The organism is Flavobacterium sp. BFFFF1 (assembly GCF_002256285.1).
In the GTDB taxonomy this organism is placed as follows: domain Bacteria; phylum Bacteroidota; class Bacteroidia; order Flavobacteriales; family Flavobacteriaceae; genus Flavobacterium.
The window spans coordinates 94,668-110,729 of the sequence record NZ_NKJE01000012.1 but is presented as its reverse complement, the minus strand read 5'-3'; the positions used below and the strand labels follow the sequence as shown (position 1 = coordinate 110,729).

16 protein-coding genes and 1 tRNA gene are annotated in these 16,062 nt (G+C 44.0%); 14 read left to right on the top strand and 3 right to left on the bottom strand.

Annotated features, from left to right (window positions below; all coding sequences use genetic code 11):
• The first annotated feature begins 125 nt into the window (after positions 1 to 125).
• A tRNA-Gly gene (locus CFE23_RS09490) sits at positions 126 to 201 on the top strand.
• 225 nt (positions 202 to 426) lie between these two features.
• Here the strand turns inward: CFE23_RS09490 and pepE are convergent.
• Positions 427 to 1,134, bottom strand: a complete 708-nt coding sequence (pepE, locus tag CFE23_RS09485; RefSeq protein ID WP_291087111.1) for a dipeptidase PepE — start codon at positions 1,132 to 1,134, stop codon at positions 427 to 429.
• 162 nt (positions 1,135 to 1,296) lie between these two features.
• On the opposite strand from pepE, the gene CFE23_RS09480 reads away from it, so the two are divergent.
• The 7 genes from CFE23_RS09480 (at position 1,297) to CFE23_RS09450 (ending at position 7,302) form a co-directional block, all read left to right on the top strand.
• On the top strand, positions 1,297 to 2,052 hold the full coding sequence (locus CFE23_RS09480; RefSeq protein WP_291087109.1) for a carboxypeptidase-like regulatory domain-containing protein: 756 nt from the start codon (positions 1,297 to 1,299) through the stop codon (positions 2,050 to 2,052).
• A complete protein-coding gene (locus CFE23_RS09475) occupies positions 2,039 to 2,749 on the top strand; it encodes a hypothetical protein (protein WP_291087107.1) in 711 nt (236 codons plus the stop codon). The genes CFE23_RS09480 and CFE23_RS09475 overlap by 14 nt, the downstream gene beginning before the upstream one ends.
• Complete coding sequence (locus CFE23_RS09470) at positions 2,736 to 3,494, top strand: hypothetical protein (RefSeq protein WP_291087105.1); 759 nt, start codon at positions 2,736 to 2,738, stop codon at positions 3,492 to 3,494. The genes CFE23_RS09475 and CFE23_RS09470 overlap by 14 nt, the downstream gene beginning before the upstream one ends.
• A 12-nt stretch (positions 3,495 to 3,506) precedes the next feature.
• Positions 3,507 to 4,004, top strand: coding sequence for a DUF6702 family protein (locus CFE23_RS09465; RefSeq protein ID WP_291087103.1), 498 nt, complete (start codon positions 3,507 to 3,509; stop codon positions 4,002 to 4,004).
• Between the two features lie 25 nt (positions 4,005 to 4,029).
• Entirely contained in the window at positions 4,030 to 6,282 is a 2,253-nt protein-coding gene (locus CFE23_RS09460; protein ID WP_291087101.1) for a M1 family metallopeptidase, read from the top strand.
• A gap of 73 nt (positions 6,283 to 6,355) precedes the next feature.
• Entirely contained in the window at positions 6,356 to 6,727 is a 372-nt protein-coding gene (locus tag CFE23_RS09455; protein ID WP_291087099.1) for a twin-arginine translocase TatA/TatE family subunit, read from the top strand.
• 2 nt (positions 6,728 to 6,729) lie between these two features.
• Entirely contained in the window at positions 6,730 to 7,302 is a 573-nt protein-coding gene (locus CFE23_RS09450; RefSeq protein ID WP_291087097.1) for a phosphatase PAP2 family protein, read from the top strand.
• 124 nt (positions 7,303 to 7,426) lie between these two features.
• Here CFE23_RS09450 and CFE23_RS09445 read toward each other — a convergent pair whose 3' ends face one another.
• Positions 7,427 to 8,068: an O-methyltransferase gene (locus CFE23_RS09445; protein WP_291087095.1), complete on the bottom strand. Its 642-nt coding sequence runs from the start codon at positions 8,066 to 8,068 to the stop codon at positions 7,427 to 7,429.
• Between the two features lie 120 nt (positions 8,069 to 8,188).
• On the opposite strand from CFE23_RS09445, the gene rlmN reads away from it, so the two are divergent.
• From rlmN to dnaG, 6 genes are all read left to right on the top strand, one after another.
• Positions 8,189 to 9,229, top strand: a complete 1,041-nt coding sequence (gene rlmN / locus CFE23_RS09440) for a 23S rRNA (adenine(2503)-C(2))-methyltransferase RlmN (RefSeq protein WP_291087139.1) — start codon at positions 8,189 to 8,191, stop codon at positions 9,227 to 9,229.
• 294 nt (positions 9,230 to 9,523) lie between these two features.
• Positions 9,524 to 10,501: a polyprenyl synthetase family protein gene (locus CFE23_RS09435; RefSeq protein WP_291087092.1), complete on the top strand. Its 978-nt coding sequence runs from the start codon at positions 9,524 to 9,526 to the stop codon at positions 10,499 to 10,501.
• Positions 10,502 to 10,662: 161 nt separating this feature from the next.
• Entirely contained in the window at positions 10,663 to 11,223 is a 561-nt protein-coding gene (locus CFE23_RS09430) for a sigma-70 family RNA polymerase sigma factor (RefSeq protein WP_291087090.1), read from the top strand.
• The gene (locus CFE23_RS09425) at positions 11,210 to 11,941 is read left to right on the top strand and encodes a hypothetical protein (protein WP_291087088.1); all 732 of its coding nucleotides are present in this window, start codon (positions 11,210 to 11,212) and stop codon (positions 11,939 to 11,941) included. The genes CFE23_RS09430 and CFE23_RS09425 overlap by 14 nt, the downstream gene beginning before the upstream one ends.
• Before the next feature lie 29 nt (positions 11,942 to 11,970).
• A complete protein-coding gene (locus CFE23_RS09420) occupies positions 11,971 to 13,017 on the top strand; it encodes a hypothetical protein (RefSeq protein ID WP_291087086.1) in 1,047 nt (348 codons plus the stop codon).
• Positions 13,018 to 13,394: 377 nt separating this feature from the next.
• Positions 13,395 to 15,371, top strand: coding sequence for a DNA primase (gene dnaG, locus CFE23_RS09415; RefSeq protein ID WP_291087137.1), 1,977 nt, complete (start codon positions 13,395 to 13,397; stop codon positions 15,369 to 15,371).
• Here dnaG and CFE23_RS09410 read toward each other — a convergent pair.
• Positions 15,368 to 15,997: a response regulator transcription factor gene (locus CFE23_RS09410; RefSeq protein WP_291087080.1), complete on the bottom strand. Its 630-nt coding sequence runs from the start codon at positions 15,995 to 15,997 to the stop codon at positions 15,368 to 15,370. The genes dnaG and CFE23_RS09410 overlap by 4 nt on opposite strands.
• Positions 15,998 to 16,062: the final 65 nt, after the last annotated feature.

Below are 16,062 nucleotides of genomic sequence, written 5' to 3'. Positions count from 1 at the left end.
TGCTTTTTCCGGCTGTAACTTTTTAAAGATAAAATGGTTATGTGGCCTGCAAAAGCGATACTGTGCATTTTTCAAAAAAAAACTTGCAACTAAAAAAACTTATTACTTATATTTGCACCGTTAATGCGGAAGTAGCTCAGTTGGTAGAGCTCCAGCCTTCCAAGCTGGTTGTCGCGAGTTCGAGCCTCGTCTTCCGCTCCAAAATCCTAAACAAAGTTTAGGATTTTTTTTTATACGTCCAGCGAGAAGTTTATCCCGAGAGGGTTGCGATTCGGGGAGCCTCGTCTTCCGCTCCAAAATCCTAAACAAAGTTTAGGATTTTTTTTTATACGTCCGGCGAGAAGTTTATCCCGGGAGTGCAGCATTTCCAATTCATACGAGGCCCAGTGCCAAACAGACGGGAGGTAATCGCTCACCCAAAACCACTCACTTCACGAAGCTAAGGTCACTTCCCGGCTCAAGTTCCTCTGCTTCCTGTCCCTGACGGAATAAACGCGCCTTCAAATCGCCCTTCAGTATAATTGTTTCCCCTTTCACGTCCAGCCAGCTTCCTTCGCGAAGCCCTAATACCGGTACCGAATTGAATTGGTGGTATTCCCTAATCCGGGTTTCGCGCGTTTCGCCCATGTGTTTTGATTGCAGATCAGCATCCAGATAATGCGGATTCAGGTTAAACGGAATCATACCAAGCGTCTTAAAACTGGGAGGATAAATAATTGGCATGTCGTTCGTCGTTTGCATCGTCAATCCGGTAATGTTACTCCCGGCGCTGGAGCCAAGGTAAGGCGTGCCGTTTTTCAATGCCCCGGCCAATTGTTCCATCACCTGAAATTGATACAACTGCGACACCAATAAAAATGTGTTGCCGCCTCCTGTAAAAATGGCTTCAGCGTTTTGCACCGCCTTCACAGGATCGTCAAATTCGTGTAAGCCGATGACTTTTTTTCCCAATAAAGCAAAGGCTTCGGCGACTTTTCCGGTGTAGTCGTCGTGTGAAATGCCACCCGGTCTTGCATACGGGATGAAAGTGATGGTACCACAACCGGAGAAATGATCTTCAAGCGGCGGCATGAGGTATTCGAGATAGCTCCCACCATGTAATGTGGACGTACTCGCGATGATGAGGTTCTTCATGATTAGGATTTTCGATAAAGATAAAAATTCTTGTTTTGGAATTGAAATACTTCGGTTGGTACGTGATGACCTAATTAACAGAATTTTACGATTTCGTTGGCATTAATTTGGCAAAGCTTTTAGATATTTTTACCACTGTAAATTCCCATTACAACAATTCCCATGACAAAAAATATCTTCCTACTGCTGTCGCTACTTGCTTTACTGCCATCGGTTGCACAGGAAAACGCGTTGAAGAATATTAAAGGCAAAGTCTATTCCGACTTTTCAAACCTGTCAGATATCAATGTTATCAATCTGCGTTCAGAAAAATATGCTGTGACAAATCATGACGGTTATTTTACAATACAGGTAAAGGAGGGAGATACCCTGCTCTTTACCGCGGTAAATGTCCATCCAAGAAAGGCAGCGATTGGTTGTGAGGATTTTGAAAGTGAAAAAATGTATGTGAAGCTGCAATCCGTGGTGAATCAACTCAAAGAGGTCGTCATCGTGAATTACAAAAATATCAATGCTGTGGCTTTGGGAATTATTCCTGCCGACCAGAAGAAGTTTACGCCGGGTGAGCGTCGCCTGAATACAGCCACGCGACTGGATGCCCAAATTGGTTTGGACACAAAGTTCTCACTCGACCCGTTATTGAATGCCATTTCAGGACGCACCGCAATGCTCAAAAAGGCATTGGAAACCGAAGAGAAGGAAACCTGGCTGCACAGGGTGATCGATCTTTACAATGACGATTTCTTAATTAATACCCTTAAGATTCCAATTGATTATGTAAAAGGATTTCAGTATTTCATAATCGAAAACAAGTCGTTTTTGAATACTTTAGCATTAAACAATAAATCGATGTCTGATTTTCTTTTGGGACAATTGGCCACAAAATTCATTGAAAATATTGCGAATGAAAAAAAATAATACGTTACTGCTACTGTTTTTGTTGGTGTCATCGTGCGTTTTTTCGCAGCAGGAAAAATTACTATCAGGGACTGTTGTCGTCAAAGACGGTAATCCAAAAGGCATACATGTTCTAAATATCGTCAATGAAAAGGAAGCCACCACCGATGCCACCGGTAACTTTTCGATATTGGGAAAAACTGATGACGTGCTGGTGATCTCTTCTCCATCCGTTGAAATGAGGAGGAAGGAAATCGAGAAAACAGACTATGAATCCGGAAAAGTTACCATCGAAACGCTCGCTAGCGTCACCGAACTGGACGAGGTCGAGATTGTTAAATTTGATGCCGTAAGCCTTGGCATCCTTTCCAAGCCCGCAAAGGAATATACGCCGGCTGAGAGAAGGGTATATAGTGCAAACAGCACGGCAGTGGATGCGCTGCTGAACCTGATTTCTGGCCGAACCAAACAGTTGAAAGCCAATGTGAAAGTAGAGCAAAAAGAATTCCTGCTTGAAAAACTCGACGGTCTTTTTGAAGAGGCATACTATGAACAAAACCTAGGAATCTCAAAAGAGAGGATTAAAGGGTTCCATTATTACCTCGTGGAAAATCCTAAATTTGCAAATGCCCTGAATGCAAAAGACAAAACACTTGCCACTTTTTTAATGGTAGAACTTGCGAGGGAATATAATGGCCTAGCCAATGATAAAAAATAGTCTGATAGTTATTCTGCTGATCCTGTGGCATTGTGGTTTCGCACAGCAGGAGAAAATGTTGACGGGCAGGGTAATTGTAAAGGATGGAAGTGCCAAAGAAGTTCATGTTGTAAATGTCGCTAATGAGTCAGAATCCGTTAGTGATGATAGTGGAAATTTTAAGATTTCCGCTAAGGCCGATGATGTGTTGGTTTTTTCGTCGGCGAAACTCGATTTCCAGCGTTTGATTGTAGACCAGCAAATCTATGATTCGGGTGTTCTGGAAATCACCATGACTTCCAAAGCGACGAACCTGGACGAGGTAGAAGTCGTAAACTACAACAAATTCAACGCGGTCGATTTGCGGATACTATCAAACAAACCGAAGTCGTACACGCCGGCCGAACGTCGGTTGCGGACTGCAGGCGACTTTAAGCCGATCCAACTGCTTGGTATTATTGCCGGAGGAATGGAATTTGATCCGATTATTAATGCCATCAACGGAAAGACAAAAAGATTGAAGGTACTTGTGAAACAGGAGAAGAAGGAACTATTGCTTCTGAAAATCAGTGAGACCTATTCTGACGAATTTTTTGTCAACGAAATGAAAATCCCCGCCGATTATGTCAAAGGATTTAAATATTATCTCGCTGAAGATCCGGAGTTTACTGCCACATTTGTTCAAAACAATAGTGAAGCTGCCAAATTTGTAACGGCAAAGCTTTCCGTGCTGTTCAACCAATCCCTTTCTGATGAAAAGAAATAGTATCTTTGGGTAATGAAGAAATGGGCTTGTTACATCTCCGTGTTTATCCTGCTTTCCGGTTTTTCCGTAGCGCATAAGTTCTATGTCTCCATTTACCAGCTGCACTTCGCGCCTGAGAAAAAGATGTTGCAAATCACCACACGCATATTCATTGACGACCTGAACAATACGCTGGAAAAGCATTTTAAGGTCAAAGCACACCTTTGCGATAAAGCTGAAACGCCGCAGGATGTGGAGCGAATGAAAACGTATCTGGCAGAGAAATTTATCGTAAAGATAGCCGGAAGACAAAAGGAAATTACCTACCTCAGTAAGGAGGTTGAGGGCAATGTCCTGATCTGTTATTTCCGTATTACCGGCGTAACAAAACCAGATAAGATCGACATATACAATCCAGCGCTGATGGAACTCAATGATACACAACAAAATATTATCCAATATTCAGGCAGCGGTGAAAAGCAAAGCCTGCTGCTCACTATTGACAGTCCATCCGGTACATTAAAACCCTAAAGCGCAATTATTAAGCCCATTTGACATGACTAAAATTACCCTATCGTCACTGCTATTTTTTTTTACCATCCAACTGGTTGTAGGTCAGGACGCCCCAAAGCCGAAGGAATCAGGACACGAGGATGTGAATAAATTTCGCCAGATGTACGATTTGCTGGCCACCCCTAACATGTACAGGACCGCTTCCGGAGCACCGGGCCCGGAATATTACCAGCAACAGGCAGACTACAAAATCAATGTAGAGCTCGATGACAAAAACCAGAAATTATATGGCACAGAAACGGTGACGTACACCAACAACGCCAAAGAGTCGCTGGACTATCTGTGGGTACAGCTGGACCAAAACCAACATGCGCGTACCTCGAAGAGCCCACTGGCAGAAAGCCAGAATCCGGATGCGGTCATGGGTGTCAGCGGGTTTGCTAAGACATACCTTCAGGAGAAATTTGATGGCGGCTTTAAGATTGAATACGTAAATGACATTTCGGGAAAACCGCTGCCGTACACTATCAACGAAACCATGATGCGGGTGGACCTGCCCAAACCATTAAAGCATGGAGAAAAGGTTTCCTTTTCAGTGAAATGGTGGTACAACATCAACAATTACATGGTGGATGGCGGGCGTTCCGGCTATGAACACTTCCCGAAAGACGGCAATAACTTATATGTGTTGGCACAGTTTTATCCGCGCATGGCGGTGTATAACGATGTGGAAGGCTGGCAGAATATGCAGTTCTGGGGCGGTGGTGAGTTTGCGCTGCCGTTCGGGAATTTCGAAGTCAATGTTACTGTGCCAGCAGATCACATTATGGAAGCCACCGGCGTACTCCAGAACCGTGCAGAAGTGTTTACGCCCGAACAGCTAAAACGTTACGCATTAGCCGAAAAGTCTTTTGACAAGCCCGTCATCGTAGTTACCCAGGCCGAGGCGACTGCAAAGGAATCGGCTTTTGCAACCGATAAGAAAACCTGGAAGTTTAAGGCAGAAAATGTCCGCGACTTTGGGATTGCCACCTCCCGAAAGCTCATTTATGATGCCATGGCGGTGAAAATCGGGGATAAAAATATCATGGCGGTTTCCGTTTATCCGAAAGAAGGAAACCCACTTTGGGGACAGTATTCTACGAGGGCCGTTGCGCATACTTTGAAAAGCTATTCCAAATACACCTTTGATTTCCCGTATCCAAAGGCGGTTTCCGTGAATGCACAGGACCAGGGAATGGAATACCCAATGATTTGCTGGAATTTTGGACGCCCGGATGAAGACGGCTCCTATACTGATCGTGTCAAATACGGCATGCTCGGCGTAATCATACACGAGGTGGGGCATAATTTCTTTCCGATGATTGTCAACTCTGATGAAAGGCAATGGACCTGGATGGATGAAGGCCTGAATACTTTTATGGAATACCTCGCAGAGCAGACGTTCGATCCAAACTTTCCATCGCGCCGCGGCCCAGCGAAAACCATCGTACCCTACATGAGTGGCGACCAGTCAAACCTGGTGCCGATTATGACAAACTCTGAAAGCATCAAGCAATTTGGAAATAACGCCTATGGGAAGCCTGCAGTCGGGCTGAATATCCTCCGCGAGACCATCATGGGTCACGAGTTATTTGATTTTGCGTTTAAAACCTATGCGAATCGCTGGAAATTCAAGCACCCCACACCTGAGGATTTTTTCCGTACGATGGAAGACGCGTCTGCAGTCGATCTGGACTGGTTTTTCCGGGGATGGTTCTTTACGACAGACAATAACGACATCGGGATCAAGGACGTTAAAAGGTATTTTGTCAGTACGGAACAGCCTAAAAATTACAAAGAACCACAGCCGGAAGCAAGTCCCAGAAAACGCCGTGCACCTGCAGGCCCACAGGTATTTCTATACAGTAAAGACAGCGAAGACTACAAGCCCGAAATGGACAAGGCATTCAGTTACAGTGATGCGAAGCCATTGGCATCGTTTATCGATGCGAACTTTAACGCTGAAGAAAAGGCGAAACTCGCCGATCCAAAGTATTTCTATCACGTCACTTTCGAGAAACCGGGTGGATTGGTCATGCCGATCATCGTTGAACTGACCTTTGAAGACGGCAGCACCGAGATACGGACTTTTCCCGCCCAGATCTGGCGTATGAATGACAAACAGGTATCGCGGATGTTTGCAACGGCGAAACCGGTAAAGAAATTTATGGTCGACCCCAAAGAAGAAACGGCGGATGTGGATGTGACAAACAACTCCTGGCCTAAGGAAACAACCAAATCAAAGTTTGATTAATCATATCATAAAGTGTATCGCGGCGCATACATTCTTTTGTATTTTTGTAAAATAAATGTCTAAATAAATAGCTATGTTTGGAATGGGTGGCGGCGAGATGATCTTTATCATCTTTATTGCATTAATGTTGTTCGGGACAGATAAGCTTCCTGAAATCGCGCGCGGACTGGGAAAAGGCATCGCCCAGTTGAAGAATGCCACGAATGAAATCAAAAGCGAAATCAAGAAAAGCGCCGAAGACCATGGGTTTGATCATAAGTCAATCACCGGCGGAATCACGGAAGAGATTGACAATGTCAAGAAAGGGTTCAATAAAATGGTGACAGACCACACGCCGGAATCTCCGATCAATATGAACGATGTCACTTCGGATATTACCGCTGAAATCAATAAGGCCAAAGAAGGTATTGACGATATAGCCGGCTCGGTCAGAAGGCAGTCATAACCATGTTAGAGGAGCTGCTATCGCTTGACCGCCGTCTGTTTATATTCCTGAACGGTTTTGGTTCTGAAAAATGGGACTATCTCTTCCTTTTCCTAACAAACCAGCTCAATTGGACCCCGTTTTTTATTTTCCTTTTCTATCTCGTCTTTAAAAAGCTGGGTGTCAAAAACACGCTGTTGGTAATGGTGTTTGTTGCGTTTTTGATTCTTATCACAGACCAAACGACGAATTTCTTCAAATATGAGTTCAAGCGCCTTAGGCCGAGCAGCGACCCCGATCTGAATACGTTTATCTATTTCGTAAAAAGCAAGACCAGTAAGACTTTTAGCTTTTTCTCCGGGCACGCCGCAAATTCCATGGCAGCGGCGGTATTTCTTTACACCATTTTAAAACCCTACTACCGCATGATGTGGCTGATTTTTCTTTGGCCAATCGTGTTCGCGTACACGCGGATTTACCTCGGCCTGCATTATCCCATTGATATTTTATGCGGCTATCTTTGCGGATTTCTTACCAGTTCGCTCGTTCTCAAAGGGTATTTCTGGTCAAAGGAGAAGCACTTCTCACATTTCTAGTTTTGAAGTGTTGAGGCTGAGCCGTTTTGCACTTTTGGAGTATGGGTCCTGCTTTCTGCTATATCTTTTCTCCCGAAAAGATGGAGGAAAAGGATGCCGCTTCTCCCGAAGCTTCGGGACAGGGCTAGCGCACCCGGCTCACGGTCAAACCATCTCTTATAGGCAGCAGCACCGTCTCCACACGCGGATCGTCGCGCAGTAATTTATTGTATTCCAAAAGGACTTTTGTGCTGAGGTCATTCGGTTGCAATTCCTGTACTACCTTGCCGCTCCACAACACGTTATCTGAAAGGATGATGCCGCCTTTATTCATCTTTGGCAAAATCATCTCATAATAATTGAGGTAGTTTTCCTTGTCGGCATCGATGAAAACCAAATCAAATTTTTGGTCAATGCCGGGGATAATGCCCAACGCTTCTCCCAAATGCTGTACAATATGTGTGCCCCAGGGGGAAGCATCAAAATACTTTCGCTGGAAATCCACGAGTTCTTCCTTAATGTCAATCGTATGCACGACACCATGTTCCTGCAAACCCTCGCATAAACAAAGCGTGGCATATCCCGTATAGGTCCCGATTTCCAAAATCGCCGTCGGCCGGATCAATTTGGACAACATGCCCAACACCCGACCCTGGAAATGGCCGCTGAGCATCCTTGGCAATAGGATTTTCTGGTAGGTCTCTTTGTTGAGTCTGGCCAGCAATTCGGGCTCTTTTTCTGAATGTTGCTCGATATAATCTTCTAAATCGTCGGATAGGAAATGCATGGTTGGTATTTTTGTCAAAAATACTAAAAGTTTGGCGATCGAACGTTCGTGTCATACTGTCGTATTGTCTTCCGATCTTCCGAACTTTCGAACTCCAAACTAAAAATGTACCTTTGCACCATGGAAATGCAGAAGAAAGACATTCGTGCACTGAGCAAAGAGCAGCTTCGCGACTTTTTTGTGGCCAATGGTGACAAGGCTTTTCGCGGCAACCAGGTCTACGAATGGTTGTGGGGCAAAGGCGCCCACAGTTTTGAGGACATGAGCAACGTGTCGAAAGCCACCCGCGAGATGCTTGAAAGTAATTTTGTGATTAACCACATTAAGGTCGATCAGATGCAGCGCAGCGAAGACGGCACCGTAAAAAATGCGGTACGCCTTCATGATGGGCTTGTAGTAGAATCAGTGCTGATCCCTACTGAAACCAGAACGACGGCTTGCGTGTCGAGCCAGGTAGGGTGTAGTCTCGACTGTAATTTCTGCGCGACGGCAAGGTTAAAAAGGATGCGGAACCTCGCACCCGACGAAATCTACGACCAGGTGGTCGCGATCGACAAAGAGAGTCGGCTCTATTACAACCATCCGTTGTCGAATATTGTATTTATGGGCATGGGAGAACCGCTGATGAATTATAACAATGTGCTGAAAGCTATTGAAATGATTACGTCCCCGGAAGGCCTGGGCATGTCCCCGAAAAGAATTACGGTGTCTACCTCCGGTGTGCCGAAAATGATCAAAAAACTTGCAGACGACGAAGTCAAATTCAAGCTGGCCGTGTCACTGCATTCCGCCATCGATGATACGAGGTCGAGGATCATGCCTTTTAGTGCTAACTTTCCGCTGTCTGAACTGCGGGAGTCTCTTGAATACTGGTATGCGAAAACTAAAAGTCGCGTAACCTATGAATATGTTGTCTGGAAAGACATCAACGACGATAAGGCCTCCATCGATGCGCTGGTGCGTTTCTGCAAATATGTACCGTGTAAGGTCAACCTGATCGAATACAACCCTATCGATGACGGCGAATTCCAGCAGGCTTCCGATGAGAGCATCAATGCCTACATCAGAGCGCTTGAAGCACATGACATCGTTGCCAAGGTACGCCGTAGCCGCGGTAAGGATATTGATGCGGCTTGTGGGCAATTGGCGAACAAAAGCTGATTTTCCGCTTCAGTGTTTGGAGAGTTATTTTTTTGCCTCAGAAATTACCGTCCGATTCTTCTTTACTACCGTCCGTTGCGTCCGCGCCACAGTGTCTCGTCTCCGCGAAATTGTTCGGGATATCGAGGTTGTAGTCAAACTTTGCCGCCTACACAACGATTGGCCTCGCAAAGACCATAGACGGTATTATTATACTTGACTTATAGGTTTTTTGGCTCATTGGACTGGTATTTCTGAAAACTCAGGTGCTCGGAGCCCAATTTACTCATCGACTTTTTTCCTATCTTTGAACCAATGAAAATCACAGAGCAGATCAAAGAACCCATACTCCGGGAGATGGAACTTTTCGAAACAAAGTTTCACGACGCTATGGCGTCTAAAGTGGCGCTGCTCAACCGCATTACTTACTATATTGTCAACCGAAAAGGCAAGCAGATGCGCCCGATGTTCGTGTTCCTGTCTGCGAAGATGGTGTCAGGCGGCACAGTAAATGAACGTACGTATCGTGGCGCCTCGGTCATAGAATTGATTCACACGGCTACTTTAGTCCACGATGATGTGGTCGATGACAGCAACCGCCGCCGCGGATTCTTCTCTATTAATGCGCTTTGGAAAAACAAGATAGCCGTCCTGGTAGGGGATTACCTGCTTTCAAAAGGGCTGTTGCTTTCCATTGACAATGGTGATTTTGACTTGCTGCGCATCATATCGGTGGCTGTACGCGAAATGAGCGAAGGGGAGCTGCTCCAGATTGAAAAGGCACGCCGGCTTGACATCACCGAAGACGTGTATTATGATATCATCCGCCAGAAAACGGCTACCTTAATTGCCGCGTGTTGTGCACTTGGCGCGCAGTCGGTGATTGAAGACGCAGCGACGGTGGAGGACATGCGGTATTTCGGCGAGCTCATTGGGATGGCCTTCCAGATTAAGGACGATTTATTTGATTATACCGATGAAGCCATCGGGAAACCCACGGGTATAGACATCAAAGAACAAAAAATGACGCTGCCATTGATTCACGTGCTGAACAATTGCACGGCAAAGGAAAAATCCTGGCTGATCAACTCGATAAAAAACCACAACAAGGACAAAAAGCGCGTGAAGGAAGTGATTGCATTTGTCAAGGACCACCACGGGCTGTCTTATGCCGAGAATAAGATGGAAGAATTCCAGCAAAAGGCGCTCCGGATTCTCGACAAGTTTGACGATTCGACTTATAAGGAAGCATTGATCGTCATGGTAAATTACGTCATCGAAAGGAAAAAGTAAAAAATATCCCAACATTATTTTGGTTGCCAACGCTTGATTTTACTGGAGTTCATGATTTTTAATTCATAATTCTTAATTTTTTTTTACCACTCCATGCAACCATTTTTAAATCAATTCCGTCTATGCCAATAGAAGTCTGACTTCAGGAAACCTAACCAGGAATGAAAGTAATTAATTTACATCAGGAAGAAGAAGAGATCATCCGGCTGGCCGTTGAGAACAACCGCCATGCACAGCAGAGGATTTATTCTAAATACGCTTCAAAGATGTTGAGTGTCTGCCGGCAGTACATTAAGGACTTGCACCAGGCAGAGGACACGATGATTACCGGATTTATGAAAGTGTTTGCTAACCTTGGAAGATTTGAACACAAGGGAAGTTTTGAAGGTTGGATTCGGAGAATCATGGTGAATGAGTGTATTTCGTTTCTTCGGGCGCAAAAGAAAATAAGTTTCCTTGAAGATGTGTATTATAAGGAGGACGGCTTCAATAATATCGAAAGCAACTTTAGCGTCGAAGACATCCAGTCCCTGATTGACAGCCTTCCGGATGGTTACCGGATGATTTTTAACCTTTACGCGATAGAAGGATTTAAGCATAAGGAAATCGCAGAGCAATTAGGTATTAACGAGGGCACATCGAAATCGCAGTATTCACATGCAAAAAGGATGTTGCAGGAACAGATCAACAAATTAAAGAATTATCAAAATGGCACAGCATAAATTAGAGAACGACTTCAGGGATAAACTGAATCAAAGGGAGATTGAGCCATCGGCAAATGCATGGGACAGGTTGGACGCGATGCTTACCGTAGCTGAGAAACCTAAGAAGAACTATGGCTGGATGTATATTGCCGCATCAATATTGGGTTTTTTGTTCATTGGGATCGCATTCTTATCCCAAACCGACGAAATGACCGACGTAGGTAGGGGAGACAACACCGTAACAGTAAAAGAAGATAATCAGGCGACGGATACCATAAATGTAAAAGGGACGAACGAAACCAACAGCACTCCGGTAAAAACAGAAACTAGCGTTGCGGAACAGAATCAATCATCAATCAAAACCAATCATCAAAATCAACAATCACAATCATCATCAATCAAAAAACCAATAACAAACGAAGCGCTTCCTGTTATTGAAAAATCAATCAACGCCCAAGTCGCTGAAAGGCAAAAAGCACCGGAGCCTGTAATCAATCAAAGTCCTGCACCGGTAACCAAAAAAGGAGTTGAGGTCAATGTTGACGAACTATTGGCATCAGTTTCAATCAAAAAGCAAATGCCCACCAATGCTGCTGCGGTACAAGTGAATCCAAACAGCCTGCTTTCACAGGTCGATGGCGAAATCACGCTTACCTTCCGCGAACGCGTGATCAACAGTGTGAACAAAAACTACAGATCCGTAAAAGTGGCATTGACAAACCGAAACAAAGAATAATCATCAATTAATTTTTAAAACAAGCAATCATGAGAAATCTAATCATTTACTTAACAGGATTCCTATGCTTTTTTGTAAGCAGAATCAATGCACAGGAAACATTTGAAAACAAAGCGAAAAGCATCGCTTTAAAAATCGAGAACATCACCAAAGAAGAAAAGATGATGCTTCGCGACGAAGTGGAACAAGTCAACGAAGACCTTGATAAAGGAAAGCTAACGGCTGCGCAGGCTGACGAAAAAAAGTTGAAACTCGCGGAAGTGCGCGCCAAAAACATCGAAACCCGTGTGGCGGCAGCTGAAGCGGAATTAAAAGCGCTCGTTCAGGACCAGGTGGATGGGAAAATCAGTGAACGCGATACAACGCACGGTCGAAGTATCAGTGTGTCGTTCCATAACTTTAAAATCAAGGATAAAAGCAAACCGGCAAGGGTAGGGGAGCCTAGGACCACCTCACAATTTGTATTTGCATTTGGGGTGAACAACCTTGCCACTGACGGTAAAGTAAGTGGGTCTGACTATAGATACTGGGGTTCACATTTTTATGAATGGGGCCTTACCTACAATACCCGCCTTGCAAAAAACAGCAACCTGCTGCATGCCAAATACGGTTTGTCATTAATGTACAACAACCTGCGCCCAACAGACAACCGACTCTTTGTTGACAACGGTACTCAGACAAATCTGGAGATTAATCCTGTTAACATGAAAGATTCAAGATTCCGGAATGTCAATCTGGTCGTGCCGGTGCATTTGGAGTTTGATTTCACAAAACCGGAAATAAAAGACGGTAAAACCATCTTCAGGACGCATGAAAGTTTCCGGGTTGGCCTTGGAGGTTACGCGGGTGTAAACGTAAAGTCAAAACAAATCATCAAATATGATGTCGATGGCTATGATACCAAGGAAGTTACTAAAGGCAGCTTTAACACCAATGATTTTATTTATGGATTAAGTGCCTACATCGGATACGGAGAGACGAGCTTGTATGTAAAATACGACCTGAATCCGTTGTTTAAGGACAATCCGATCAAACAGAACAATGTATCACTGGGAGTCCGTTTTGATCTGAATTAATTTTGTTTAAGTTAGTTATACTGAGTTTTTAGCGCTTCGAAAGAGGCGCTTTTTTATTTGGTGATGTGCGAAGGGGTTTATGTCTTTAGAAAAATTAAGAATAAGTATGGGTTTTCCGTAAAATCATATTGGGGGAAATTGTATTTTACCTTCAGGGAAGGGGATGTTGCTATCCCTAATGAATAATAAAATATGTTCATTACGGTAAATTCTCATCTTTTGTTAATTTTTCAATTTTCCATTCTGGTGCGGAGTTGCTTCACAAGTTTTTAGGTACGCTTTTATTTGGAATATAGCTCTGGGGTTTTTAGAAAAAACTCATGCGCCCACGCACTCCGGTACTCCAGAACTTTGTAACTTTGGCACTTTCCGAAACCATGATTTCAAAAGCCACCATCGATACCGTTTTCGAAACCGCCCGTGTAGAGGAGGTGATTGGCGATTTCGTGCAGTTAAAACGTGCAGGAAGCAATTACAAAGGGTTAAGTCCATTTTCAGATGAGCGGTCGCCGTCGTTTATGGTGTCGCCGGTAAAGCAGATCTGGAAAGATTTTAGTTCCGGAAAAGGAGGGAATTCAGTAGCCTTCTTAATGGAACATGAGCATTTCACGTACCCGGAAGCAATCCGTTACCTGGCCAAAAAATACAACATCGAAATTGAGGAAACGGAGCAAACTTCCGAAGAGAAAGCGAATGCCGATGTTCGGGAGAGCATGTTTCTCGTGTCAGAATTTGCAAAGAACTATTTTCACGATGTGTTGTTGAATACCGATCAGGGCAAAGCAATCGGTTTCTCGTATTTTAAGGAGCGCGGTTTCTCATTAGATACGATTAAGAAATTCAGCCTCGGTTTTTCTCCGGACAACTGGGATTCCTTTACCAAAGAAGCCTTAGGAAAGGGTTACAAAATGGAGTTTCTTGAAAGTACCGGGTTGACGATTGCGAGGGAAGACAAACCATTTGATAGATTCAAAGGGCGCGTAATGTTTCCCATCCAAAGCATGTCTGGCCGCACGCTGGGTTTTGGCGGAAGGATTCTTACCAACGATAAAAAGGTGGCGAAATATGTCAACTCGCCTGAAAGTGAAATCTACCACAAAAGTAAGGTGCTGTATGGTATTAACCACGCCAAGCAGGCGATTGCAAAACTGAATAACTGTTTTCTTGTCGAGGGCTACACGGATGTCATTCAATTTCACCAAGCCGGAATTGAGAATGTGGTTGCCTCCTCCGGTACCGCGCTGACACCAGACCAGATCCGTCTGATCAACCGGCTCACAAAAAATATCACGGTGTTGTTTGACGGGGATGCGGCAGGGCTTCGGGCTTCCATCCGCGGGATCGACCTGATTCTTGAAGAAGGGATGAATGTTAAAGTATGTACATTTCCAGAGGGAGAGGATCCGGATAGTTTTGCAAGGAAAACGCCTTACGAGGCACTGGTAAAATATCTTGACGAAAATGCTAAAGATTTTATACAGTTCAAGGCTTCGTTGTTGATGAATGAAGCCAAGAATGATCCCATAAAGAAAGCAGAGTTGATACGGGATATGGTTTCGAGCATTTCCAAAATACCAGACCGGATACAACGGGAGATTTATATACAGGAATGCTCCCGCATCATGGACATTTCCGAGCAGGTCCTGGTCAGTACTTTGGCCCAGTTGATACAAAAAGACCTGGGAGATCAGGTAAAAAAGCAAAAGCAGGAACAAAAGGCATTTGAAGTCATTCGGGAGGAATATCCACAGGAAGTTCAAAAAATTGACATCCTGTACGGGTTGGAACGAAAAATTATTGAGATTCTCCTTTTATATGGTAACCTGAACGAGGAATTTGAAGATGTACTGCTAAAGACAAATGAAGAAGGGGAAGTTGAAACGGTTACAGAGAAACATGCCTATAAAGTATACGACCGAATTTTCCTCAGCCTGCAGGAGGATGAGGTAGAGCTGACCAATCCTTTATTCCGAGGGATATACAACGATTTGATCAGCTTTTTTCAACAAAATGAGACTTTTAATACCGAGCAATATTTGATGAAGCTGCCTGTTGAGTTTGCGCAGGAGGTAACGGATATCCTGATGGAAGACGAAAAAATGACACTTCACAATTGGGAAGCACAGAACATCATCGTCAAGCAAAAAAGCCATTCAATCTCCCAATACGTTTCGGAAACGATTTTAACACTGCGCTGGTACCTTGTCGACAAGATTATTGAGGATCTAAAAGCTGATATCTCGCAGGAAACCGACGCTGACAACACCGAAGTGCTTTCCATGGCCATGGACTACTACAAGCTTATCAATTTTTTCTCAACAAAATTGGGACGGGTAATGTCGCGCTATCATTAAACAATTTCCAGTTTCTTTGCCTTATTGACAAGGTCTACAAGATTGGTGACGTTTAATTTATTCAGTAATCTCAGCTTGTATGTGCTGATCGTTTTTTCATTAAGGTCGAGTAACTTTGCAATTTCGTTATTCTTTTTACCATCACTCAAATAACGAAGCACTTCTATTTCGCGGGAAGATAGTTTGCGATACAACCTCTCGCTTTTATTTTGTTTAGAAATGGCAAGCAGCTTCTTCCTTACATCATCGCTGAATATAACTTCTCCCTGGTTAACACGCAGGATCGCATCTTCGAGTTTTTCGAGTTGACTCGATTTGTGGATGTAAGATGCAATACCCGCTTTAATTGCGTTTGGAGTATACGTCTGTTCGGAAAGATTACTGTATATAACAATTCTGGTAAAAGGGAACTCTTTGACAAGTGACTTAACGTAATTCATACTGGCCAAACCCTCTAAATCAAGGTCCAGTACCAGAATATCCGGCTTATCATTTGCCAGCGCTTCCGGAATTTCATTGAAATTCCAATAGTGACCCACAATACTGATTTGTGGATGCCCCTTAAAAAACGAATCGATTCCAAAATGGACTACAGGCTGGTTATCAGCAATAGCAACTTTTATCATGATGTAGAATTTTAATAATAATCGTAATTCAGATTAAACGTTAAACTTCCTGCCTGTAGTCTCCT

Coding starts and splice junctions, on each gene's coding strand:
- CFE23_RS09425 (WP_291087088.1), top strand. CDS start 11,210: ATGGCACAGCATAAATTAGAGAACGACTTCAGGGATAAACTGAATCAA.
- pepE (WP_291087111.1), bottom strand. CDS start 1,134: ATGAAGAACCTCATCATCGCGAGTACGTCCACATTACATGGTGGGAGC.
- rlmN (WP_291087139.1), top strand. CDS start 8,189: ATGGAAATGCAGAAGAAAGACATTCGTGCACTGAGCAAAGAGCAGCTT.
- CFE23_RS09480 (WP_291087109.1), top strand. CDS start 1,297: ATGACAAAAAATATCTTCCTACTGCTGTCGCTACTTGCTTTACTGCCA.
- CFE23_RS09450 (WP_291087097.1), top strand. CDS start 6,730: ATGTTAGAGGAGCTGCTATCGCTTGACCGCCGTCTGTTTATATTCCTG.
- CFE23_RS09430 (WP_291087090.1), top strand. CDS start 10,663: ATGAAAGTAATTAATTTACATCAGGAAGAAGAAGAGATCATCCGGCTG.
- CFE23_RS09470 (WP_291087105.1), top strand. CDS start 2,736: ATGATAAAAAATAGTCTGATAGTTATTCTGCTGATCCTGTGGCATTGT.
- CFE23_RS09460 (WP_291087101.1), top strand. CDS start 4,030: ATGACTAAAATTACCCTATCGTCACTGCTATTTTTTTTTACCATCCAA.
- CFE23_RS09455 (WP_291087099.1), top strand. CDS start 6,356: ATGTTTGGAATGGGTGGCGGCGAGATGATCTTTATCATCTTTATTGCA.
- CFE23_RS09410 (WP_291087080.1), bottom strand. CDS start 15,997: ATGATAAAAGTTGCTATTGCTGATAACCAGCCTGTAGTCCATTTTGGA.
- CFE23_RS09420 (WP_291087086.1), top strand. CDS start 11,971: ATGAGAAATCTAATCATTTACTTAACAGGATTCCTATGCTTTTTTGTA.
- CFE23_RS09435 (WP_291087092.1), top strand. CDS start 9,524: ATGAAAATCACAGAGCAGATCAAAGAACCCATACTCCGGGAGATGGAA.
- CFE23_RS09445 (WP_291087095.1), bottom strand. CDS start 8,068: ATGCATTTCCTATCCGACGATTTAGAAGATTATATCGAGCAACATTCA.
- dnaG (WP_291087137.1), top strand. CDS start 13,395: ATGATTTCAAAAGCCACCATCGATACCGTTTTCGAAACCGCCCGTGTA.
- CFE23_RS09475 (WP_291087107.1), top strand. CDS start 2,039: ATGAAAAAAAATAATACGTTACTGCTACTGTTTTTGTTGGTGTCATCG.
- CFE23_RS09465 (WP_291087103.1), top strand. CDS start 3,507: ATGAAGAAATGGGCTTGTTACATCTCCGTGTTTATCCTGCTTTCCGGT.